The organism is Nonomuraea sp. NPDC049624 (assembly GCF_040675255.1).
Lineage (GTDB): Bacteria > Actinomycetota > Actinomycetes > Streptosporangiales > Streptosporangiaceae > Nonomuraea.
Window position 1 is genome coordinate 264,490 of sequence record NZ_JBFAOR010000007.1, and the last position, 21,438, is coordinate 285,927.

Below are 21,438 nucleotides of genomic sequence, written 5' to 3' on the forward strand. Positions count from 1 at the left end.
ACGTGCGCATACGGGCGTTCACGGCCGGTCTGGCCATGGTGACGATGCTGGCCGGCTGCGGCGGCCTGGAGGCGCAGTCGGGCGGCGGCCCGGACCCGGCCAAACCGGACTCCGCGTCGGTCTCGGACGCCCGCAAGAAGCTGGCCAAGCTCAAGGTCAAGGGACGGGCCCCGCGCACCGGCTTCGACCGCGACCAGTTCGGCCCCGCCTGGGCCGACGTCGACCACAACGGCTGCGACACCCGCAACGACATCCTCAAGCGCGACCTGAAGGACGAGACGTTCAAGTCGGGCACCCACGACTGCATCGTGCTCACCGGCACCCTGGACGACCCCTACAGCGGCAAGACCATCACGTTCAAGCGCGGCCAGGACACCAGCACGGCCGTCCAGATCGACCACCTGGTGCCGCTGTCGGACGCCTGGCAGAAGGGCGCGCAGCAGTGGTCGCCCACCAAGCGCAAGGAGTTCGCCAACGACCCGCTGAACCTGCTGGCGGTGGACGGCCCGCTGAACAACCAGAAGAGCGACTCCGACGCGGCCACCTGGCTGCCGCCGCGCAAGGCGTACCGGTGCGCCTACATCGCCCGCCAGATCGACGTGAAGAGCAAGTACGACGTCTGGATCACCGACGGTGAGAAGAGCGCGATGGAGGGCATACTCAAGGACTGCTGAGGGCCTCGCCGGGGGCGGTCAGCGTCAGCTCCACGCGGGCCCCGCCGCCCTCGGGCGCCGCGACGGCCAGCGTGCCGCCGCACGACTCGGCGGTGCGCCGCGCGATGTCCAGCCCGAGGCCGGTCGAGCCGCCCCCGCTGATCCCCCGCTCCAGCGCCCCCGGGGCGAACCCCGGCCCCGAGTCCTCGACGACCAGCAGCGTCCCGCCCGGCCGGGACGACAGCCGCACGGCCATGGCGGTCCCCTCCGGGGTGTGCGCGAAGACGTTGCCGAGCAGCGCGTCCACGCACGCGGCCAGCTCCTCGCCGCCGACGGCGACCGGCGCGGGCGCGTCGGGCAGCGACACCGACACCGGCCGCCCCTGGTCCTCGGCCAGCACCGACCAGAACCGCACCCGCTCGCGCACCACCTCGGCCGCGTCGCAGGAGCCGCGCCCGGCCGAGCGCCGCCGCGCCTCGGTGATGACCGCGCTGACCGCCCGCTCCAGTGCGTCCACCCTGTTCTGGACCCGGGCGGCCTCCTCCGGGTCGCGCAGCGACTCGGCCTCCAGCCGCAGGCCGGTCAGCGGCGTGCGCAGCCGGTGGGACAGGTCGGCGACCGACTCGCGCTCGGCGGCCAGCAGGTCGCCGATGCGCCCGGCCAGATGGTTGAGCGCCAGCGCCACCGACCGCACCTCCGGCGGCCCGCCCGGCTCGGCCCGCGCGCTCAGGTCGCCGCCGGCCAGCCGGTGCGACACGCGGGCCAGCCCGACCACGGGCCTGGTCACGGCCAGCGCCAGCCGGTCGGCCAGCACGATGCCGAGCACCATGAGCCCCAGCCCGAGCACGAGCAGCGCCAGCCAGGCGGCCCGCACGCCGTGCGTCAGCTCGTCGTCCGGCACGAACACCCTGATCACGGCCGTGCCGTCGGGGGACTGCGCCGACACCAGCACCTCCCGGCCGCCGGGGGCGACGGCGGTCACGCTGCGGCCCGTCGCGGCCAGCCGCACGGCGTCGGAGCGGGCGGCCGGCGCGCCCATCGTGCCCCCGCCGGGCAGGAACACCGTCACCCGCCGCGGCACCTGCTCGACGGCCAGCGGCAGGTCGGGCGTGCCGACCGCGACCGCGACGGACTCGGCGGCGGCGGTGGCCCGGCTCATCGCGCCGTTCTCGGCCACCGTGCCGATCAGCAGCGCCATCGGCACCAGCAGCGCGATCAGCACGAGCGACGTCGTCGCCGCCACCAGCAGCGCCAGCCAGCGCCTCACGACGGCCCGACCAGCTTGACCCCGACGCCTCTGACGGTGTGCAGGTAACGGGGCTCGGCCGCGGTCTCGCCGAGCTTCCTGCGCAGCCACGACAGGTGCACGTCCACGGTCTTGTCGGCGCCGCCGTACGGCAGCCGCCACACCTCCGTCAGCAGCTCGCGCTTGGTGACCACCTCGCCGGGCCGGGCCGCGAGGAAGTGCAGCACGTCGAACTCGCGCGGCGTGAGGTCGAGTGACACGCCGTCGAGCGTGGCCGTGCGCGCCCGGGGATCGACCCGCAGCCCGCCCACGGCCAGCGGCTCCGGCGCGGCCTCGCCCGCGCGCCGCAGCACCGCCCGCACCCGGGCGTCGAGCTGCCGGGCGCTGTACGGCTTGACCACGTAGTCGTCGGCCCCCGCGTCCAGGACGGGCACCATCTCGGCGTCGCCGTCGCGGGCGGTCGCCACGATGACCGGCACCCGGCTCACCGCCCGCAACATGCGCAGCAGCTCCACGCCGTCGAGGTCGGGCAGGCCCAGGTCGAGCACGATCAGGTCGGGACGGTCCTGCACGGCCAGCCGCAACCCCTCCAGCGCGGTCGGGGAGGAGGAGACCGCGTGGCCGAGATCGCGCAGGCCCCGGCTCAACGACGTCCGGATGGTCACGTCGTCCTCGATGAGCAGGATGTCAGCCATATACCCAAACCGTAGACGGTCCGTGGTGATGCGCCGAGCATCGTTAGCGTCGCCTTAACCTGCGCTTAGCCGTACGTGGGGGAGGGTGGGAGCGTGAAGCGTCTCGTGCTGGCCTGGGCCGTCACCGCGGCCGCCGCTACCGGGGCGGCGGTGGCCGTGCTCGGCCTGCTCGGAACCGGGGTGACCGGCACGTCCAGCCGCGTGCTCAGCGGGCCGGAGGTGCGCGCCGCGCTCTCCACCGCCACCGCGCGCGCCGCCACGCCCATGCCGCGGACGTCCGCCCGCGCCCAGGACCGGCTCATGCGCACCGAGGCCGGCACGGTGATCGCCTCCTGCTCCGGCGGCCTGGTCACCCTGCGCTCCTGGAGCCCCGCCCAGGGCTACTCGGTGGACGGCGTCCAGCCCGGCCCGGCCCGCGAGGCGAAGGTCGAGTTCGAGCCGGAGGACGGCGAGGAGGTCGAACTCAAGATCTTCTGCACTCCCGACGGCCCCGCCACCCGCTGACCGGCCCGCCGGGGCGCTGACGGGTCACCGGCCTCCGCGAACTTCCAGCGCCCCCAGCAACTCCTCGGACGCCCTGGTGATCGCCTCCACGGCCCGGTCGAACGCCTCGGCGTTGTGGGCGGCCGGGGCCCGGAATCCGGAGATCTTCCTGACGTACTGGAGCGCGGCGGCCCGCACGTCGTCCTCGGTCACGCTCTCGGCGTACGGCGGCCGCAGGGTCTTGATGCTTCTGCACATGCTCTCAACGGTAATAGCCGATGCGCTGGCTTATCTCCCTCGCGCCCGCGGCCAGCAACTCGCCGACCTCGGGCAGCCGCTCGGGCGTGAGCCGGTAGGACGGCCCCGACGCGCTGACCGCGGCCACCACCGAGCCGTCGGCCCCCCTGATCGGCGCCGCCACCGCGTTCAGCCCGACCTCCAGCTCCTCCACCGTGGCCGCCCAGCCGCGCCGCCTGATCTCCTCCAGGCCCAGGCCGGCGGCCGAGGTGACGGTGCGCGGCGTGTAGCGCTCCAGCTCGCCGGCCAGGCGCAGGGCGCCGAAGGCGAGCAGCACCTTGCCGCTGGAGGTGGCGTGCGACGGGGTGCGCTGGCCGACCCAGTTGTGGCCGCTGATCGCCGCCGGGCCGCGCACCTGGCTGATGTTGACGGTGTCGCCGTCCTGGGGGACCGCGATGTTGACGGTCTCGCCGATCTCCTCGGCCAGCCGCAGGCACACCTCGCGGCCCTCCCTGGACAGGTCGAGCTGGGCCGTGGCCGCGCCGGCCAGCCGTACGACGCCGAACCCCAGCCGGTAGCGCCCCCGGTCGCCGCTCTGCTCCACCAGCCCGCCCTGCTCCAGGGCGGCCAGCAGCCGGAACGCGGTGGACTTGTGCACGTCGAGCTCGACCGCGAGGTCCGTCACCCGGGTGGCGCCCTCGCGGGCCAGGATCTCCAGGATCGCGATGGCCCGGTCGACGGACTGAACCGTCGTGCTGTTGCTCACAGCGCAACAGAATAGCCGCCGGAGCCGGCCCGCAGGCGCTACTTCGACGAGGCCGGGGCCAGCTCGCGGCCGAAGTCGGCGGCGATCCTCCGCATGCCCTCGGCCAGCTCGTCGCGGTCGAGGGCGTCGATGCGCTCGGCCGGCCCCGACACCGACATCGCGGCCACCACCCGCTCGCCGTCGCGGACGGGCACCGCCAGGCAGTGGACGCCCAGCTCCTCCTCACCCAGGTCCGTCGCGTAGCCCCGCTCCTTGACCCGGCCGAGCTCGGCCAGCATGCCCGCCGCGTCGGTGATCGTGTTCGGGGTGCGCCGCGGCATGCCCGTACGCTCGAACACCGCCATCGCCTCGGCGGCCGCCCGCCCGGCCAGCAGCGCCTTGCCCACGGCCGTGCTATGCGGCAGCACCCGCCTGCCGACCTCGGCGAACATGCGCAGCCTGCGCGGCGAGGGCACCTGCGCCACGTAGACGACGAAGTCGCCCTCGAGCACCGCCAGGTTCGCCGTCTCGCCGGACAGCTCCACCATCCGCGTCAGGTACGGCTGCGCCCACCCGCCCACCATGCTCTCCGCGATGCCGCCCAGGCGGACCAGCCCGCCGCCCAGCGCGTACCGGCGGTCGGACTCCTGGCGCACGTAACCGCGGGCGAGCAGCGTCTGCAGCAGCCGGTGGATGGTCCCGTACGGCAGGCCCGTCCGCGCCGCGATCTCCGACAGCCCGGCCTCGCCGCCGTGCTCGGCCAGCGCCTCCAGCACGTCGAGCGCCCGCTCGACCGACTGCACGCTCACAGCGACACCCCGCGCAAGGACGCGTCCAGCACCTCGGCGGTGTGGGCCACCCTGATCTCCTTCCCGGCCCGGCGCATCGCCGCGGCGATCTGCATCGTGCATCCCGGATTGGCCGAGACCAGCAGCTCGGCCCCGGTCGAGGCGACCGCCCCGGCCTTCCGGTCGCCGAGGTCGCGGGCCGCCTCCGGTTGCAGGATGTTGTACGTCCCCGCCGACCCGCAGCAGATCGCCGAGTCGGGCACCTCCCGCAGCTCCAGCCCGGGGATGCCGCGCAGCAGCTCGCGCGGCTGCGCCCGGACGCCCTGGGCGTGGGCCAGGTGACAGGCGTCGTGGTAGGCGACGGTGAGCGGCAGCGGATGCCGCCTGGCCGCCGGGCCCAGCTCGGCCAGGAACTCCGACAGGTCCCGCACCCGGAACCCGGGATCGGCGCCGAACAGCTCGCCGTACTCCTTCATGACCGAGCCGCAGCCGGCCGCGTTCACCACGACCGTCTCGACCCCCGCGCGCCGGAACGCCCTGACCGTCCGGCGGGCCAGCCGCCGGGCCTGATCGGCGCGCCCGGCGTGCACGCTGAGCGCCCCGCAACAGCCCTGCCCGGCCGGGACGAGCACGTCGCAGCCCTCCAGCGCCAGCACCCGCGCGGTGGCCGCGTTCACCTGCGGAAAGAACTCGCCCTGCACGCACCCGGTGAGCATCCCGACCACGGCCCTGCGCCTGCCCCTGGCCCTGACCAGGCGCGGCAGGCGCTGCCGGTGCTCCACGCGCGGCGCGAGCGCGGCCATGGCGCCCAGGCTCGGATGGGCCCGCGTCAGGAACGGCGCCATCCGCCCGGCCAGCCACATCGTCGGCCGCAGCAGCCGCAGCCGGCGCGGGTAGGGGAACAGGCTGAACACGATCTCGCGCACCGCCCGATCCCGCGGCTCGCGCACGTGCGTGCGCTCGACCTCGGCCCGGGTCTGCTCGATCAGCCGGTCGTAGCGCACGCCCGACGGGCACGCCGTGACGCACGCCATGCAGCCCAGGCAGGCGTCGAAGTGCCCGGCCATCTCCGGGGTGACCGGAGTGCCCTCGACGTGCTGCTTCATCAGGTGGATGCGCCCGCGCGGCGAGTCCATCTCCTCGCCCCACAACGCGTACGTCGGGCACGTCGGCAGGCAGAACCCGCAGTGCACGCAGTCGCCGATCAGCTCCGGGTCCATGGTCACAGGCCTCCCGCCAGCCGTCCGGGCGACATCGTGCGCCCGGGGTCGAACCGTTCCTTGACCCGCCGCATCAACGGCAGCGCGCTCACCCGCCCCCACCTGTCGACCCCGGCGTACGGCGCGGCCAGCACGTTCACCCGGCCGCCCGCGGCCTCGACCCGCTCCCGCAGCCCGCTCACCAGGCCCGGCAGCGCGTCCCCGGCGACGGGCGCGCCCGGCTCCAGCAGCACCCGGCCGGCGACCACCGACCCGCGCAGCGACAGGCCGCACCCGGCCGCCGCCCGCAGCACGGCGCCGGCCGCCGCGGCCGGAAAACGCACCTCGGCCAGCACCTCACCCCGCGGCACGACCCCCCACCAGGACGGCGGCTCACCGGTCACCGCCCCGCCGCCGGCCAGGTCGCGCAGCGCCTCGGCGCGTGCCCGCGCGGCCGTGCCCTCCACCAGCACCGCCAGCGTCACCGGCCCGCCCGGCTCCGGACGGTCCACCTCCACCGCGCTCGGCTCGGCCTGCGCGGCCGCCAGCGCCGCCGCGACGCCCGGCACGTCGTCCGCGGGCATCACGGCGACCACCCAGCGCCGCTCGCCGGGCAGCGGATGCAGCCGGAACGTGGCCTCCGCGATCACCCCGAGGGTGCCGTACGAGCCGGTGAACAGCTTGCCGAGGTCGTAGCCCGCGACGTTCTTGACCACCTTGCCGCCCGACCGGGCGATCGTGCCGTCGGCCAGCACCACCGTGACGCCGATGAGCAGGTCGCGGGCGGTGCCGTAACGGAAGGCGCGCGGGCCGGGCAGTGCGGCGGCGAGGGTGCCCCCGACGGTCGCCTCCCCGGCGAACGGCACGTCGAGCGCCAGCTCCTGGCCGCGCGCCGCGAGCGCCGCCGCCAGCGCCGCCGTCCGCACGCCGGCCTGCGCGCGCACCACCAGGTCGCCCGCCGCGTGCTCCAGGACCGCGTCCAGGCGGCCCAGGCCGAGCAGCACGTCGCACCGCTCCGGCGGCGGACCCCAGTGCAGCTTCGTGCCGCCTCCGGCGGGCACCACCGCCAGGCCGGCCGCGGCGCACGCGCGCAGCACGGCGGCGACCTGCTCGACGGTCTCCGGCAGTGCCACCCACCGGGCACCCCACCGGTGCGCCGGGTCTTCGGGCCCGGCCGCCCTGACCGTCACGCCGGTGCCCGAGAACGGATCCGCCATCAGAACTGCTCCGCCTCACCCGACTCGACCAGCGGGTGCGCGCCCTTGCGCACGCCCGGCACCTCGCCGCACAACCGCGGCGTGGGGAACACCTTGCCCGGGTTGGACAGGCCGCCCGGGTCGAACGCGCACCGGACGAGCTGCATGGTGTCCAGATCGGCGCCGGTGAACATCTTCGGCATGTAGCGGGCCTTGTCCACCCCGACGCCGTGCTCGCCGGTGATCGAGCCGCCGTGCTGGACGCACAGGTCGAGGATCGCGCCCGAGACCGCCTCGGCCCGCTCGCCCGCGCCCGGCTCGGCGTCGTCGAACAGCACCAGCGGGTGCAGGTTGCCGTCGCCGGCGTGGAAGACGTTGGCCACCCTGATGCCGTGCTCGCGCGAGAGCCGGTCGATGGCCGCCAGCACGCCGGGCAGCGACGTGCGCGGCACGACGCCGTCCTGGACGATGTAGGCCGCGCTGATCCGGCCGACTGCCGCGAAAGCCGACTTGCGCCCCTTCCAGATGGCCGCGCGCTCCTCGGGACCGGCCGCCACGCGCAGCTCGAACGCGTCCGAGCAGATCTCCGTCAGCCGCGCGAACTCCCGATCGACCGACTCGCGCGGCCCGTCCAGCTCCACGATCAGCACCGCGCCCGCTCCCCGCGGGTAGGAGCAGGCGACCGCCGCCTCGGCGGCCTCGATGGCCAGCGCGTCCATCATCTCGATCGCGGCCGGCACGATGCCCGCCCCGATGATCGCCGACACCGCCCGGCCGCCCTGCTCGATGTCCTCGAACGCGGCCAGCACCGTGGTCACCGCCTCCGGCGCCCGGCTCAGCCGCACGGTGATCCTGGTGGCGACGCCCAGCGTGCCCTCCGAGCCGACGAACGCGCCGAGCAGGTCGTAGCCCGGGTCCATGCGGTCGAGGACGACCAGGTCGCCGTCGGGGGTGACGATCTCGCACGCCTCGACGTGGTTGACGGTGAAGCCGTACTTGAGGCAGTGGGCGCCGCCGGAGTTCTCCGCCACGTTGCCGCCGATCGAGCAGACCTGCTGGCTGGAGGGGTCGGGGGCGTAGTAGTAGCCCGCGTCGCGCACGGCCTCGGTGATCGCCAGGTTCGTCACGCCCGGCTCGACCACAGCCCTGCGGTTGGGCAGGTCGATCTCCAGGATCCGGCGCATCTTCGAGGTGACGATGAGCACGCCGTCCTCGCGGGGGAGCGCGCCGCCGGACAGGCCCGTGCCCGACCCCCTGGCCACGAACGGCACCCCGAAGTCGTTGCACGTCCGGACCACCCCGGCGACCTGCTCGGCCGTCGCGGGCAGCACGACCACGCCCGGCGTCGCCCGGTGGCTGGTCAGCCCGTCGCACTCGTAGGTGCGCAGGCGCACCGGATCGGTGATCACCGAGTCGGGAGGCAGCAGCGAGCGCAGCGCCGCCGTCAGCGTGTCGAGCACCAGTCACTCTCCAGATCCGTCACCTCTAGTGTGCGACTGTTTCCACCGGTCTGGCCAGTTTTCGGAGGCAGTTTGGGTGGGTTTCGGGGGGCCGCTTATGTCCGGCGCTGGCGCGCCGGACATAAGCGGAAATTTCAACATCTACGGCATTTGGGCGTACGCCGGCAGCGTCAGGAACTCGGCGAAGTCGTCGTCCAGCGCCACCTCCTTGAACAGCGCGGTCGCTTGCCCGAACAGCCGCTCGTCGTAGCCGGGCTCGGCCGAGATCCGGGCCAGCTCCTCGGCGATGATCCGCTCGACCAGCTCCTTGGTCACCTGCTCACCGGTGTCGGCCAGCGTGATGTCGTTGTGGATCCACTGCCAGATCTGCGAACGGGAGATCTCGGCCGTCGCGGCGTCCTCCATGAGGTTGTGGATCGCGACCGCGCCCAGCCCGCCCATCCAGGCGGCCAGGTAGCGCAGGGCCACGTCGACGTTGTTGCGCAGGCCCGTCTCGGTGATCTCGCCGGGCGTCTCGGAGACCGACAGCAGGTCGGCGGCCGAGACGCGGACGTCCTCGCGCAGCCGGTCGAGCTGGTTGGGCCGCGCCCCCAGGACGCCGTCGAACACCTCCCGGCACACCGGCACCAGGTCGGGATGGGCCACCCACGAGCCGTCGAACCCGTCGCCCGACTCGCGCGTCTTGTCGGCCCGGACCTTCTCCAGCGCCACCGCGTTGACCTCGGGGTCGCGCCGGGAGGGGATGAACGCCGCCATCCCGCCGATGGCGTGCGCGCCGCGCTTGTGGCACGTACGCACCAGCAGTTCGGTGTAGGCCCGCATGAACGGCGCGGTCATCGTCACCGCGTTCCGCTCGGGCAGCAGGAACTCCCGCCCCCGCGTGCGGAACTTCTTGATCACGCTGAACAGGTAGTCCCAGCGGCCCGCGTTGAGCCCGGCCGAGTGGTCGCGCAGCTCGTAGAGGATCTCCTCCATCTCGAACGCCGCCGGATAGGTCTCGATGAGCACGGTCGCCCTGATGGTCCCGTACGGGATGCCCAGCAGCTCCTGGGCCCGGGTGAACACGTCGTTCCAGAGCCGCGCCTCCAGGTGCGACTCCATCTTCGGCAGGTAGAAGTAGGGCCCCTTGCCCTTGTCGAGCTGACGCTGGGCGCAGTGGAAGAAGTAGAGCCCGAAGTCGAACAGCGACGCCGACACCGGCCGCCCGTCCACCTGGGCGTGCTTCTCGTCCAGGTGCCAGCCGCGCGGGCGCACCACGATCGTGGCCAGCTCGTCGTCGGGCCGCAGCGCGTACGTCTTGCCGCCGGTCTCGAAGTCGATCGCCCGGTCGAGCGCCTCGCGCAGGTTGAGCTGCCCGGACACGCAGTTCTCCCACAGGGGCGAGTTGGCGTCCTCGAAGTCGGCCAGCCACACCTTGGCGCCGGAGTTGAGCGCGTTGATGGTCATCTTCCTGTCGACCGGCCCGGTGATCTCGACACGGCGGTCCTCCAGGCCCGGGGCCGGCGGCGCGACCTGCCAGTCGCCCTCCCTGACCTCCTTGGTCTCCGGAAGGAAGTCGAGCGTCCCGCCGGCCGACAACTCCGCCTGACGCGCCTGGCGGGCTTCGAGCAGCTCCAGCCGCCTGGCGCCGAACTCCCGCTGGAGAGCGGCCACGAAGCCGAGCGCCTCCGGCGTGAGGATCTCGTCGAACCGTTCGAGCATCGGGCCGGTGATCTCCATGTACCCCTCTTTTCCGTAGAGTGGAAAACCGATTCTGGATTGTGGAAGTGAAGCTACTCCGCCCGGGGTTCCCCGGTCAAAGGCTGGGGTACCCCTGGGTCGTCTTCGGGGGCATCCCCGATGCGCAGGGCGTCATGCCCGCGAAAGGATCGGGGGCATGAAGACGATTGCTGTGGCGGGCGGGCTGCTGGCCGCCGCGCTGGTGCTGACGGGTTGCCGGATCGAGAGCTTCGGCGGTTCCACGAACCAGGACACCGTGTCCTACCAGGTGTCGGACAAGGTTTCCAAGCTGCAGGTCAAGAGTGACGCCGGCGACACGGTGATCACCGAGACCGACGGCACCGCCGTCCGGGTGGTCGAGACGTTGCGCTGGCGGGGCGACGACAAGCCCAAGCCGCAGCACAAGGTCGAGGGCCAGGCGCTTTTCGTGACGTACGACTGCCCGTCCAACTGGGGGAGCTGCAGTGTCGACTACAAGATCGAGGTGCCCAGGGGGCTGGCCGTCGACCTCGACAGCGACTCGGGTGACATCACCCTGCGGGCGCTGAGCGGTGAGCTCGACGCCAAGCTCGACTCCGGCGACCTCGAAGGCTCCGGCATGACCGGCAAGAAGGTGCACGTCCAGGCCGACTCGGGCAACGTCGAGCTCAAGTACGCCACCGCGCCGGACAACGCGGAGCTGCGGGCCGACTCGGGCGACGTCGTCCTCAGGGTGCCCATGGGGTCCTACGACGTGAAGACCGACGTGGATTCCGGCGACGCCAACGTCTCGATCAAGTCCGACCCGAGCTCCCCCCGCAAGATCTCGCTGACCGCCAGTTCCGGCGACGTGACGCTCTCGGCGGGATAACCAGGTGATGACGCCGGGGATGTCGTGCCACCATCGTGGGAAGACACCGAGGTGTCCAGACGTTCCCTCATAGAGATGACACGAATGCACGAATACACCGCGCTCGACGAGTTCGAGACCGGCGACATGGACCTCGAGGAGCGCCAAGCGCTGCGCCGCGTGGCGGGCCTCTCCACCGAACTCCAGGATGTCTCCGAGGTCGAGTACCGGCAGCTGCGGCTCGAGCGGGTCGTCCTCGTCGGCGTCTGGACCTCCGGAACCGCCGAAGACGCCGAGAACTCCCTGCTGGAGCTCAAGCTCCTGGCCGAGACGGCCGGGTCCGAGGTGCTCGAAGGGCTCATCCAGCGGCGCCAGAAGCCCGACCCGGCCACCTACATCGGCTCGGGCAAGGCCCTGGAGCTGCGCGACGTGGTCGAGTCGACCGGCGCCGACACCGTGATCTGCGACGGCGAGCTGACCCCCGGCCAGCTCCGCCAGCTGGAGGAGACGGTCAAGGTCAAGGTCATCGACCGTACGGCGCTGATCCTCGACATCTTCGCCCAGCACGCCAAGAGCCGCGAGGGCAAGGCCCAGGTCGAGCTGGCGCAGCTGCAGTACCTGCTGCCGCGCCTGCGAGGCTGGGGTGGCAACCTGTCCCGCCAGGTCGGCGGTCGCGCCGCGGGCGGCGTGGGCATCGGCGGCCGCGGCCCCGGTGAGACCAAGATCGAGCTTGACCGGCGCCGCATCCGCGACCGCATGTCCAAGCTGCGCCGCCAGATCAGTGGCATGTCCACCTCGCGCGAGACCATGCGCCACCGGCGCCAGCGGCGCGAGGTCCCGGCCGTGGCCATCGCGGGCTACACCAACGCGGGCAAGTCCTCGCTGCTCAACCGCATCACCGGTGCGGGCGTGCTGGTCGAGGACGCGTTGTTCGCCACGCTCGACCCGACCGTGCGCCGCGCCCGCACGCCGGAGGGCCGGCTGTTCACGATCGCCGACACCGTCGGCTTCGTGCGCCACCTGCCCCACCAGCTCGTCGAGGCGTTCCGGTCCACGCTGGAGGAGGTCGCCGACGCCGACCTGATCCTGCACGTCGTCGACGGCTCGCACCCCGACCCCGAGGGGCAGCTCGCGGCCGTCCGCGAGGTGTTCGCCGACATCGAGGGCGCCTCCGAGGTGCCCGAGGTCGTGGTGATCAACAAGGCCGACGCGGCCGACCAGGAGGTGCTCGACCGCATCGCCAGGCGCGAGCGCGACAGCATCGTGGTCTCCGCCCGCACCGGCAAGGGCGTCCCCGAGCTCATGCGGCTCATCGAGGAGCGGCTGCCGCGCCTCGACCACGAGGTCCACCTGCTGGTGCCCTACGACCGGGGCGACCTGGTCTCGCGGGCCCACAAGGAGGGCGAGGTGCTGTCCGTGGAACACGTGCAGGACGGCACCGTCCTGCACGCCCGCGTGCTGCCGAGCCTGTTCCAGGAACTGGAGCGGGTGGGCAAGCCGGTCGAACGCGTCTCTTAGCGGGACGGCTGGGCAGCTCTCGCTCAAAGTAGCGCAGAGCTGCCCAAATAGTGCAGTGGTCCCGGAACCCTGGGGTTGCTAGGATGGCCAGACCTAACGTTGGTCTGGTTTTTTGGTTTCGGTTCTGGGTTTCGGATGATGACGTTGAGTGCGGCAGTCGTCAGCGGGGGCCAGGGGGGCAAGGCGTGGCTGGGTGACGGATGGGATGAGTGGTCTTTCTTCCGAATAACCCTGTACACCAAGCCCGGCTGTGAAATAACGTAACTGAACTGAAATCGCCGGGTCATGTCTCCGGCGATACGGTCACCGCACAACATCACGCGGATGAGAGCAGGAGACCCCCCATGTCGTCCGGACCCGGAGCGGACTCAGTGGGCGCGGCACAGGCCGTGCGCTGGGTGTTGCGCCTGCAGGGGGCGGTGGTGCGATGACCGTTCGGCTCTTGACCAACATCGGCCGCCTGTGGACGGGTAACGAGGTCCTCAGCAACGCGGCCATCCTCGTGCACAACGACCGCATCGCCTGGGTCGGGCGGGCGCCCGACCTCCCGCAGAGCGTGCCCGGCGTCGTCGACGACATCGTCGACGTCGACCACGTGGAGAACCTCGGCGGCGCGCTCGTCACGCCCGGCCTCATCGACGCCCACACGCATCCGGTCTACGCCGGCAACCGCTACGCCGAGCTGGCCATCCGCACCGGCGGCTCCAGCGCGGCCTCGATCACCGCGGCGGGCGGCGGCGTCGGCTCCACCGTCACCGTGACACGCGGCACCGACCCCTGGACGTTGTGCAACGGCGTGCGCGAACGGCTGCGGAGCTGGCTGCTCAGCGGCACCACCACCGTCGAGGCCAAGACCGGCTACCACCTCACCCGCGACGGCGAGCTGGCCGACGTGCGGCTCCTGCGCGAGCTGGAGAAGGAGCCGATGATGCCGCGGGTGCACGTCACCTTCCTCGCGGCGCACGTCGTGCCTCCCGAGTACTTCGGCCGTCAGCGCGAATACGTCGAGGCCGTGGGCGCCTGGTGCGCCGACGCGGCGGCGGCCGGCGCCGACAGCGTCGACGTCTACTGCGACGAGGGCCACTTCACCACCGAGGAGTCCCGCTGGGTCCTCGCCTCGGGCCGCAACGTGGGGCTGCTCCCGCGCATCCACGCCGGCCTGTTCAGCCGTCGCGGCGCCGTGCAGCTGGCCGCCGAGCTCGGCTGCGCCTCCGCCGACGGCCTGCACCACATGTCCGACGAGGACATCGCGATCATGTCCCGCTACGGCGTGCCCGCGGTGGTCTGCCCCGCCACGGCGCTCCAGCGCGGCCACGTGCCGCCGGTCCGCCAGATGATCAAGCACGGCGTGCAGATCGCCCTCGGCAGCGACCACAACCCCGGCTACTGCGGCATCACCTCGATGTCGCTGGTCATCGCCATGGCGGTGTCGGCGTTCGGCATGAGCGTCAACGACGCGCTGCGCGCGGCCACGCTGGGCGGCGCGACCGTCCTCGGGGCGCCCGACCGCGGGGTGCTGGCTCCCGGCCGGCTGGCCGACATCGTCCAGTGGGACGCCGACCACGAGGGCGCCTTCGCCTGGTCCTTCGGCCTCAAGCCGCGCCGGGTCTGGCGGGGCGGCACGCCGGTCCAGTAACCCCGGACCCGGGAGCGGGTGGCTAATCTCGGGATATGCCGCCCTCTGTCGCCGTTGTCACCGATTCCACCGCTTACCTGCCCGACGTGCCCGGTGTGACGGTGGTGCCGGTACAAGTGGTCGCCCGCGGCATCCCGCACGACGAGGACACCTTCACCGGCGACCTGGCCACCGCCACCACCTCGCGTCCGTCGCCCGCGCGCTTCGCGACCTGCTACGACGAACTGGCCGCCGCCGGCGCCACCGGCGTGGTCTCCATCCACCTGTCCGGCGAACTGTCCGGCACCGTCGAGTCCGCCCTCGCGGCGGCCAAGGACGCGCCGGTGCCGGTGGAGGTGATCGACAGCCGGTCCATCGCGATGGGCCTGGGCTATCCCGTGCTGGCGGCCGCGCGCTCGGCCGCCGCCGGCGCCCCCCTGGCCGACGTGGCCGACGCCGCCCGCCGCACCGCCGCCGTCACCCGGACCTTCTTCTACGTGGACACCCTGGAGTACCTGCGCCGGAGCGGCCGCATCGGCGCCGCCACGTCGTTGTTCGGATCGGCCCTCATGATCAAACCACTGCTGCACATCGTGGACGGGCGCATCTCCCTGCTGGAGAAGGTACGGACGTCGGGGCGGGCCATCGCGCGGCTGGAGGACCTGGCGGTGAAGGCGGCCGTGGAGCTGGGCGGGGCCGGGGTGGCGGTGCAGCACATGGGGGCCCGGGGACGGGCCGAGGCGTTGGGGGAGCGGTTGTCCAAGCGGGTGACGGGGGCTTGTGAGGTGCGGGTGGTGGAGGTGGGGGCGGTGATCGGGGCTCATGTGGGGCCGGGGATGCTGGGGGTGACGGTCACGGCGTACGAGGGGTGACCGGCTTCTCTTCTCCGTTTTTGTGAGGGCCTTCCTCCGGGTCGGTGCTGTGTTTTCCACAGTCGTCTCGTCTCTTGGCCTCGCTGTCCCCAGAACTCGGTTCGGTGGCTTGGGGGCGGCGTGGCATCCCTAAGTTCGTCGGCGTGCGATCTCAGGACCCGACGGCAGAGCGGACCATAGCCGAATCCAGGCTCCGGTCGATCACGAGCCCTGCCCGCCGGCCGCGTCCGGGACGACGCAACAGACATCCGTACGGCGACGAGGCCCACAACCTCCCGACCTCCCGGCTCAGCGCCGCCCCGCCATCTCCCGCGGCTACTTCTTCTGCGTCCGCTTCTTCCGTGCCCGAACGGTGGGATGGGCGTGGGGTTGCGCCTTCCTCCGAGCCGGGAAGTGACGGCGGGGGTGAGCTTGCGTCCGAGCTGTGGAGTGAGCCTTGGCCTGCATCGAGGGCCGGGCGTGCGGCGGGGCCTCAGGCGATGTCGCAGGCCGAGCATCAGGCAGAGCGACGGGGAGAACCGGAGGAGAACGTCCTCAGAGCCGAGCGCCGGGCTGGGCGCCGGGCCGAGCGTCGGGCCGAGCGTCGGGCCGAGCGCCGGGCCGAGCGCCGGAGCGGGCCGTTGAGTGAGCCCCAGGCCGCCACAGGGGCGTCCCCGCACATCCCTCGGCGGCTCACCGGCAGCCCCGCCCCCATGCCAGCGACCTTCCAAGCGTTCCGCGACGCCATCACCTCGGCCGAGCCTTCCACCGCCATCGACCTCAGCAAGCCTGGCCTGCGCGTGCTCGTCGCCGTCGGTGCCCTGGCCGTCGCGGTCGCCGTCTTCTTCGTCTGGCGCTCCCAGCCCACGCCGGAGCCCCTTCCGCCGCCACCTGCGACCCCCCTTCCATCCCCGTCACCCACCGCCGCCAAGGTGACCGTCCAGGTGGCGGGCAAGGTCCGCAACCCCGGCGTCTACCTGCTCCCTCAGGGCTCCCGTGTGACGGACGCGGTGACGGCGGCGGGCGGGCTCAAACACGGCGCCTCCACGGGCCCCCTCAACCTGGCCCGACGTCTGATCGACGGAGAGCAGATCATGGTCGGTGCTCCGTCTGCGGTCGTCGCCGCCGTACCTCCCGGATATCCGGGTGCGGACCCCGCCGCAGCGATTCTCGACCTCAACGCCGCCACCCCCGACCAACTCGAAGAGCTCCCGGGAGTGGGAGAGGTGCTGGCCGCCAGGATCGCCGAGTTCCGCACCGCCCACGGCGGCTTCACCAGCGTGGATCAGCTCCGCGAGGTGAGCGGCATCGGCCCGAGAAAGTACGAGGAAATCAAGCCGAAGGTCCGCGTCTGACATGCCGCCCTTCGACGCCCCCTCGAACCCCGGCCCTTCTTCAATCCCCACGCGCCCGGCCACCGTAGACCCTCTGCGTACCGTCACCACCGGCCGTCTGCGCCTTGCCAGCGCCGACGACGGCAAGCACAAGCGCTCGTGGACGCTCGTCCTCCCGGCGCTGTCTGCCTGGGCCAGCGCCCTGATCATGCTCGGCCAATCACCCGTCGTGGGCATGACGACAGCCGCCATCACCGCCCTGGCCGCAGGCGTCCTGACCTGGCGCACCCGCTCGCCGTTCCCCCGCTCGTCCCTCATCTGTTCGCTGATCAGCCGGTTCCTGCCGGCCTCGTTCGGATCTGTCTCCTCTCAGCCGCTCCTGCCGTTCAGCCGCCACCGGTCGCTACGTCCGTCGCCCTCTCCCTCAGGACGGATCCCTTCCGGTCAGCCTTCGCCCTTCTCGGGGGCTTGGCGGAACGTGGTGCTCGCGACACTCATCTGCGCCGCGGCGGCCTCCGCGTCTGTCGCCTTCCGCGTCCAGGCGCTGACCACCGGCCCGGTGGCCGAACTCGCCGTCAGGAACGCGACTGTGACCGCCCAGATCGTCCTGTCCGACGACCCGAAGCGCAGGCCACGCAGAAGCGGCCACTTCAACCGGGACAGCTACGTGATCCCGGCCACCCTCAAGATCATCGAGTCGGCGGCGCGGCAGACGGGCAGATCCACTACCGGTCGATCCGAAGAGGGCCGTCCTGGTGTCCCTGGAAGCAGGGACGGAGGCAGGGCGCAGGAATCCCCGCCACCGGAACGCCAAGCCGTCGATGTCCCCATCACGGTGTTCGCCGGCGGCAACGCCTGGAGCACCCTGCTGCCGAGCCAACGGCTGCAGGTCACCGGCCGCTTGGCGCAACCGACGCCTGGCGACCTGGTGGCAGCCGTCCTCCTGGTACGAGGCGAGCCTCGCGTCCTGACACCGCCCTCGTCCATGCACACCATGGCGGGCACCCTCAGAACCGGCCTCCGGACAGCCGCCGACCCCCTCCCGCCCGACCAGCGCGGCCTCCTGCCCGGCCTGGTCGTCGGAGACGTCTCCCGCATCGACCCTCAGGTGGCCGCCGACCTCAAAGAAGCGGGCCTGAGCCACCTGAACGCCGTAAGCGGCGCAAACCTCGCCATCGTCGCAGGCGCCGCCCTGGCGCTCTCCCGCCTGGTCGGCCTCTCCCTGCCCCTGAGAGCCGTGTTCGCGGCAGTCGCGATGCTCGCGTTCACCGTGGTGGCCAGGCCGTCCCCGAGCGTTCTGCGTGCCCTGCTGATGGGCCTGGCCGCCGCCCTCGCCTTGGGTACCGGACGAGCGAAGGACGGCCTCGCCGCTCTCTCGGCAACCGTCCTCTTGCTGGTCCTGTTCGCGCCGGAACTGGCGCGTTCGTACGGCTTCGCCCTCTCCGTCGCGGCCACCGCCGGCATCCTCCTCCTCGCACCCCGCTGGCGCGACAAACTCTCCACTCCACCACCGACGGCGAGTGGCGACTGCGACGCCACCAAAGCGTCCACGCCGACAGACCGGAATGCGGAAAAGACGAGGGAACGCGGCAGCGTATATGGGCATGCGGCGAACGCAGACGAAGAGGCCGGTGACAGCCGCGCGACCTCGCCCCCCGACGTCGCGGCCGCCGGTCGAGGAGGTGCCGTCGCAAGGATGTGCCGCTTGCCGAGATGGCTGGCGGAGGCGCTGGCCGTGTCGGCTGCCGCGCAAGCGGCCGTGACGCCCGTCCTGGTGCTGATGTCGGGTCAGTTGACGCTGGTGGCGGTGCCCGCCAACCTGCTCGTGGCCCCTGCCGTGGCTCCCGCGACCCTGCTCGGTTTCGCCGCCGCCCTGGTGGCCCCGATCTGGCCGGACGCCGCCGGCATGCTGGTCATCCCGGCCGGATACGCGGTGGGCTGGATCGTCACCGTGGCTCGCTGGGCAGTGAACGTCCCTCTCGCCACCCTGCCGTGGCCGGGCGGCCTCCCCGGCCTGGGGCTCCTCGCGCTCGCCGTGGCCGTCGCGATCCCGGTGCTCAGGCACCCTCGCTGGCGGACGATGGCGCTGCTGACCGCAGGGGCCGCTCTGGTCGCCGTACTGGTGATCCGTCCGCTGACGGGGGCTTGGCCGCCCAAGGGCTGGCTGATGGTGATGTGCGACGTCGGGCAGGGCGACGGGCTGGTGGTGGCGGCCGGACCTGGACGAGGCGTGGTCGTGGACACCGGCCCCGACCCGGTCGTCATGGATCGATGCCTGCGCAGGCTCGGAGTCGAGGACGTTCCCCTGCTCGTCCTGACCCATCCGCACGCCGACCACGTGGACGGCCTGCCAGGCGTGCTCAGGAACCGACGTGTGGGAGCCGTGATCGTCAGCCCTCGGCCGACGGCGGTGCAGTCCAGCGCGCGGATCTCGGCCGTACTGGCTCGACACCGGGTTCCGGAAGCGAACGCTGAACCTGGCACGCGATGGCGGTTCGGCCCGTCTGAGCTCACCGTCGTCGCCCCCGAGCCGGCGGGGGGCGGGAGGAACGGCCAAGGCGAAGGCAGCGTGATCAACAACTCCAGCGTCGTCATCCACGTACGCTGGCGCGCCGGTTCCGCCCTGCTCGCCGGAGACCTGGAGACCGAGGCGCAAGACGACCTCGCACGCCACCTCGCCTTGCGCGCCGACATCCTCAAGACCCCGCACCACGGCTCGAATCGCCAGTCCCCGGCGTTCCTCGGCTCGCTGGGTGCACGGGCCGCCCTGATCAGCGTGGGCACCGGCAACGACTACGGCCACCCGGCCACATCGACCCTCGCCCTCCTCCACCGTCTCGGCGCCGCCATCTACCGCACCGATCGATCGGGTGACCTGGCAGTCGTCGAACACGAAGGCAGCCTGGCCGTGGTCCCCCGTGGCCCGTGAGTGATCCGACACCGACCGATCAGGCCCCACATTCATTGACGCGGAAGGGGAGCAAAGGGACTGGCACCGGTGCGTCACCTGAACGGATCCAGAAACTGGCCGCAGGGGCCGTGGTCAAGGTTATGAGCGGTCGCGGGCTGGTGACGTCTCGCGCCTGTTGGCGAGCTGATCTTCTGGTCGGGGATGTCGGCGGTTCGTGGGGTGGCGGCGGCCGCCTTCGGGGGCCGGCCCCTGGCTTTCGGGAGACCGTGGCCTCGGCATTGGGGAGGCCATGGTCCCTAAAGGGGGGCGGCGGCGATGGCTGCTCGGGTCGTGGAGTCGTTCGAGGGCGCCCGGATGGGGTCGAGGTGTTCGGTCAGGAGGCGCGAGTCGGCCCGCTGGGCCGGAAGTCGGGGGTCAGAATCGCTTGCCATCGTTCACATGCGGCATGCTACTGTCCTCTTATCATTCAGCTTATGAACGATTTTGGGAGAGAATAATGATCGATCACAGCACCCTGCAGATCGTCTTCGCCGACCTGCAGGACAGCATCGTGGCTCTGAGCAGCACGAACAGCCCCGACGTCATCAGGCGGTCGGCCGGTGTGCTCGCCACCGTCGCGCAGGTGCTGGACATCCCCTTCACCGTGTCGGTCGCCCCGAGGCCCGGTGGGCCCGGTGTCATCTCCGAACTTCCCGAGACGTCCCCGTTCGTGCGCGGCGGACCGTGCTGCTGGGACGACCGGGCATGTCGTGAGGCGATCGCCGCCGTAGACCGCAAGACGCTGGTCGTGTGCGGCGTGACCTCGGAGATCGTCGTCCTGCACACCGCGCTCGACGCCCTGGCCGACGGCTATGACGTGATCGTGCTGGTCGACGCGAGCGGCGGTATGTCGGAGCGCACGGAGAACGCGGCCTTCCGCCAGATCGAAGCGGCGGGCGGCACGGTGACGTCCGTGGCGAGCTTCGTCACCAGCATGGTGCGTGACTTCACCACCCCCGTCGGCCGCGACGTCATCACGGCGCTGCACGGCCTCGCGGGCTAGCGCTCACGGCCACGGCGCTCGTGCTGGGCCCGCGGCGCTCGCGCTTGGCCCGTGGCCCCTCGCTCTCAGCCCGCGGCCCCTCGCTCTCAGCTCGTGGCCTTGGCGTTCAGGTTCCGTTCTCCGCCCTCCGCCCGCACCTCCGGAAGAAGTCCCATGAAACTGGCGCCCCATCTGCGCCGTCTCGGCAACGACCTCGTGGCCTGTTACCTCGTCGACGCCGCCGAGGGCATCACGCTCATCGACGCCGGGCTGCCCGGCCACTGGCGGGACCTGCAGCGCGAACTCCGCTCCCTCGGCAAGTCCGTGGACGACGTCCGCGGCCTCGTCCTGACCACGGCGACTCCGACCACCTCGGCTTCGCCGAATGCCTGCGCAGCTAGCACGGGGTGCCGGTGTTCGTGCACGCCGCCGACGCCGCCCGCGCCCGTACCGGAGAGAAGCCCAAGGTCGCCCTTGGGCCGGTACAGCTCGGTCCGGCGTTCGGCTTCCTCGGGTACTCCATCCGTAAGAACGGCCTGCGTACCCGCTACCTCGGCGAGGTCATCGAGATCGGCGACGGCGACGTCCTGGACCTGCCCGGGAGCCCGGTGATCGTGGGCATGCCGGGGCACTCCCCGGGGAGCGTGGCGGTGCACGTCCCGCTCGCCGACGCCGTCTTCGTTGCGCCAGGGCGCGCCGTGGCCGGGGAGCACCCAGGACGCCGGCAGCCGGGCGATCCGGTCGAGGGAGGCGAGCGCTTCGGCGGGGTCGTCGGTGAGGGGGGCCGGTCGGGGGCCTTCGCGTCCGGTGAGGACCTGCCGGGCGGTCAGGGCGTCCCCGCTTCACCGGCCCGAGTGGGGGAGGAGGTTCGGACGGCGTCGGCCGGTGCACGCGGATGACCCCGGTGCCCGCCTCCCTCGAGCCCGGTGCACGCGGAT

The 21,438-nt window shown here is 72.3% G+C and carries 19 protein-coding genes; 10 read left to right on the forward strand and 9 right to left on the reverse strand.

The genetic code is table 11. The features are described from left to right. Positions 1 to 2: 2 nt before the first annotated feature. The gene (locus AB0J76_RS29130) at positions 3 to 674 is read left to right on the forward strand and encodes an HNH endonuclease family protein (RefSeq protein ID WP_352322766.1); all 672 of its coding nucleotides are present in this window, start codon (positions 3 to 5) and stop codon (positions 672 to 674) included. Here the strand turns inward: AB0J76_RS29130 and AB0J76_RS29135 are convergent. Beyond that, positions 661 to 1,920: a HAMP domain-containing sensor histidine kinase gene (locus AB0J76_RS29135; RefSeq protein WP_352322767.1), complete on the reverse strand. Its 1,260-nt coding sequence runs from the start codon at positions 1,918 to 1,920 to the stop codon at positions 661 to 663. The two genes, AB0J76_RS29130 and AB0J76_RS29135, sit on opposite strands and share 14 nt — an antisense overlap. Beyond that, positions 1,917 to 2,594, reverse strand: a complete 678-nt coding sequence (locus AB0J76_RS29140; protein WP_352322768.1) for a response regulator transcription factor — start codon at positions 2,592 to 2,594, stop codon at positions 1,917 to 1,919. Before AB0J76_RS29140 ends, AB0J76_RS29135 begins: the two co-directional genes overlap by 4 nt. A gap of 93 nt (positions 2,595 to 2,687) precedes the next feature. Here AB0J76_RS29140 and AB0J76_RS29145 point away from each other — a divergent pair, with 93 nt between their 5' ends. Beyond that, positions 2,688 to 3,098, forward strand: a complete 411-nt coding sequence (locus AB0J76_RS29145; RefSeq protein ID WP_352322769.1) for a hypothetical protein — start codon at positions 2,688 to 2,690, stop codon at positions 3,096 to 3,098. Between the two features lie 24 nt (positions 3,099 to 3,122). Here AB0J76_RS29145 and AB0J76_RS29150 read toward each other — a convergent pair whose 3' ends face one another. The 7 genes from AB0J76_RS29150 to aceB all read right to left on the reverse strand — a co-directional run bounded on the left by AB0J76_RS29150 (position 3,123) and on the right by aceB (position 10,421). After that, positions 3,123 to 3,335 carry a DUF2277 domain-containing protein gene (locus AB0J76_RS29150; protein ID WP_352322770.1) on the reverse strand — a complete coding sequence of 71 codons (213 nt, stop codon included), beginning with the start codon at positions 3,333 to 3,335 and terminating at the stop codon, positions 3,123 to 3,125. A gap of 4 nt (positions 3,336 to 3,339) precedes the next feature. Next, the gene (locus tag AB0J76_RS29155; RefSeq protein ID WP_352322771.1) at positions 3,340 to 4,080 is read right to left on the reverse strand and encodes an IclR family transcriptional regulator; all 741 of its coding nucleotides are present in this window, start codon (positions 4,078 to 4,080) and stop codon (positions 3,340 to 3,342) included. A 38-nt stretch (positions 4,081 to 4,118) separates the two neighbouring features. Continuing rightward, positions 4,119 to 4,868, reverse strand: a complete 750-nt coding sequence (locus AB0J76_RS29160) for an IclR family transcriptional regulator (protein WP_352322772.1) — start codon at positions 4,866 to 4,868, stop codon at positions 4,119 to 4,121. Next, positions 4,865 to 6,067: a heterodisulfide reductase-related iron-sulfur binding cluster gene (locus AB0J76_RS29165; RefSeq protein WP_352322791.1), complete on the reverse strand. Its 1,203-nt coding sequence runs from the start codon at positions 6,065 to 6,067 to the stop codon at positions 4,865 to 4,867. Before AB0J76_RS29165 ends, AB0J76_RS29160 begins: the two co-directional genes overlap by 4 nt. A gap of 2 nt (positions 6,068 to 6,069) precedes the next feature. Further along, entirely contained in the window at positions 6,070 to 7,263 is a 1,194-nt protein-coding gene (locus AB0J76_RS29170; RefSeq protein ID WP_352322773.1) for an FAD-binding oxidoreductase, read from the reverse strand. Next, positions 7,263 to 8,702 carry an FAD-linked oxidase C-terminal domain-containing protein gene (locus tag AB0J76_RS29175; RefSeq protein ID WP_352322774.1) on the reverse strand — a complete coding sequence of 480 codons (1,440 nt, stop codon included), beginning with the start codon at positions 8,700 to 8,702 and terminating at the stop codon, positions 7,263 to 7,265. The genes AB0J76_RS29170 and AB0J76_RS29175 overlap by 1 nt, the downstream gene beginning before the upstream one ends. 141 nt (positions 8,703 to 8,843) lie before the next feature. Then, entirely contained in the window at positions 8,844 to 10,421 is a 1,578-nt protein-coding gene (gene aceB / locus AB0J76_RS29180; RefSeq protein WP_352322775.1) for a malate synthase A, read from the reverse strand. Positions 10,422 to 10,578: 157 nt separating this feature from the next. On the opposite strand from aceB, the gene AB0J76_RS29185 reads away from it, so the two are divergent. From AB0J76_RS29185 to AB0J76_RS29220, 8 genes are all read left to right on the forward strand, one after another. Continuing rightward, complete coding sequence (locus AB0J76_RS29185) at positions 10,579 to 11,271, forward strand: DUF4097 family beta strand repeat-containing protein (protein WP_352322776.1); 693 nt, start codon at positions 10,579 to 10,581, stop codon at positions 11,269 to 11,271. 84 nt (positions 11,272 to 11,355) lie between these two features. After that, complete coding sequence (gene hflX / locus AB0J76_RS29190) at positions 11,356 to 12,768, forward strand: GTPase HflX (RefSeq protein WP_352322792.1); 1,413 nt, start codon at positions 11,356 to 11,358, stop codon at positions 12,766 to 12,768. 427 nt (positions 12,769 to 13,195) lie between these two features. Further along, positions 13,196 to 14,404 carry an imidazolonepropionase gene (hutI, locus tag AB0J76_RS29195; protein WP_125633626.1) on the forward strand — a complete coding sequence of 403 codons (1,209 nt, stop codon included), beginning with the start codon at positions 13,196 to 13,198 and terminating at the stop codon, positions 14,402 to 14,404. A gap of 35 nt (positions 14,405 to 14,439) precedes the next feature. Beyond that, positions 14,440 to 15,255 carry a DegV family protein gene (locus tag AB0J76_RS29200; RefSeq protein WP_352322777.1) on the forward strand — a complete coding sequence of 272 codons (816 nt, stop codon included), beginning with the start codon at positions 14,440 to 14,442 and terminating at the stop codon, positions 15,253 to 15,255. Positions 15,256 to 15,947: 692 nt separating this feature from the next. Next, positions 15,948 to 16,589 (forward strand): ComEA family DNA-binding protein, encoded by a 642-nt coding sequence (locus AB0J76_RS29205; RefSeq protein ID WP_352322778.1) that lies wholly within the window; start codon positions 15,948 to 15,950, stop codon positions 16,587 to 16,589. Position 16,590: 1 nt separating this feature from the next. Further along, positions 16,591 to 19,497 carry a ComEC/Rec2 family competence protein gene (locus tag AB0J76_RS29210; protein WP_352322779.1) on the forward strand — a complete coding sequence of 969 codons (2,907 nt, stop codon included), beginning with the start codon at positions 16,591 to 16,593 and terminating at the stop codon, positions 19,495 to 19,497. A 478-nt stretch (positions 19,498 to 19,975) separates the two neighbouring features. Then, entirely contained in the window at positions 19,976 to 20,521 is a 546-nt protein-coding gene (locus tag AB0J76_RS29215) for an isochorismatase family protein (protein ID WP_352322780.1), read from the forward strand. Positions 20,522 to 20,913: 392 nt separating this feature from the next. Then, positions 20,914 to 21,399, forward strand: a complete 486-nt coding sequence (locus AB0J76_RS29220) for a hypothetical protein (RefSeq protein ID WP_352322781.1) — start codon at positions 20,914 to 20,916, stop codon at positions 21,397 to 21,399. The last annotated feature ends 39 nt before the right edge of the window (positions 21,400 to 21,438 follow it).

Excerpts from the sequence above, each read along its gene's own strand:
- aceB (WP_352322775.1), bottom strand. The coding sequence starts at position 10,421 with ATGGAGATCACCGGCCCGATGCTCGAACGGTTCGACGAGATCCTCACG.
- AB0J76_RS29200 (WP_352322777.1), top strand. The coding sequence starts at position 14,440 with ATGCCGCCCTCTGTCGCCGTTGTCACCGATTCCACCGCTTACCTGCCC.
- AB0J76_RS29140 (WP_352322768.1), bottom strand. The coding sequence starts at position 2,594 with ATGGCTGACATCCTGCTCATCGAGGACGACGTGACCATCCGGACGTCG.
- hutI (WP_125633626.1), top strand. The coding sequence starts at position 13,196 with ATGACCGTTCGGCTCTTGACCAACATCGGCCGCCTGTGGACGGGTAAC.
- AB0J76_RS29165 (WP_352322791.1), bottom strand. The coding sequence starts at position 6,067 with ATGGACCCGGAGCTGATCGGCGACTGCGTGCACTGCGGGTTCTGCCTG.
- AB0J76_RS29215 (WP_352322780.1), top strand. The coding sequence starts at position 19,976 with ATGATCGATCACAGCACCCTGCAGATCGTCTTCGCCGACCTGCAGGAC.
- AB0J76_RS29170 (WP_352322773.1), bottom strand. The coding sequence starts at position 7,263 with ATGGCGGATCCGTTCTCGGGCACCGGCGTGACGGTCAGGGCGGCCGGG.
- AB0J76_RS29210 (WP_352322779.1), top strand. The coding sequence starts at position 16,591 with ATGCCGCCCTTCGACGCCCCCTCGAACCCCGGCCCTTCTTCAATCCCC.
- AB0J76_RS29185 (WP_352322776.1), top strand. The coding sequence starts at position 10,579 with ATGAAGACGATTGCTGTGGCGGGCGGGCTGCTGGCCGCCGCGCTGGTG.
- AB0J76_RS29205 (WP_352322778.1), top strand. The coding sequence starts at position 15,948 with ATGCCAGCGACCTTCCAAGCGTTCCGCGACGCCATCACCTCGGCCGAG.
- AB0J76_RS29150 (WP_352322770.1), bottom strand. The coding sequence starts at position 3,335 with ATGTGCAGAAGCATCAAGACCCTGCGGCCGCCGTACGCCGAGAGCGTG.
- hflX (WP_352322792.1), top strand. The coding sequence starts at position 11,356 with ATGCACGAATACACCGCGCTCGACGAGTTCGAGACCGGCGACATGGAC.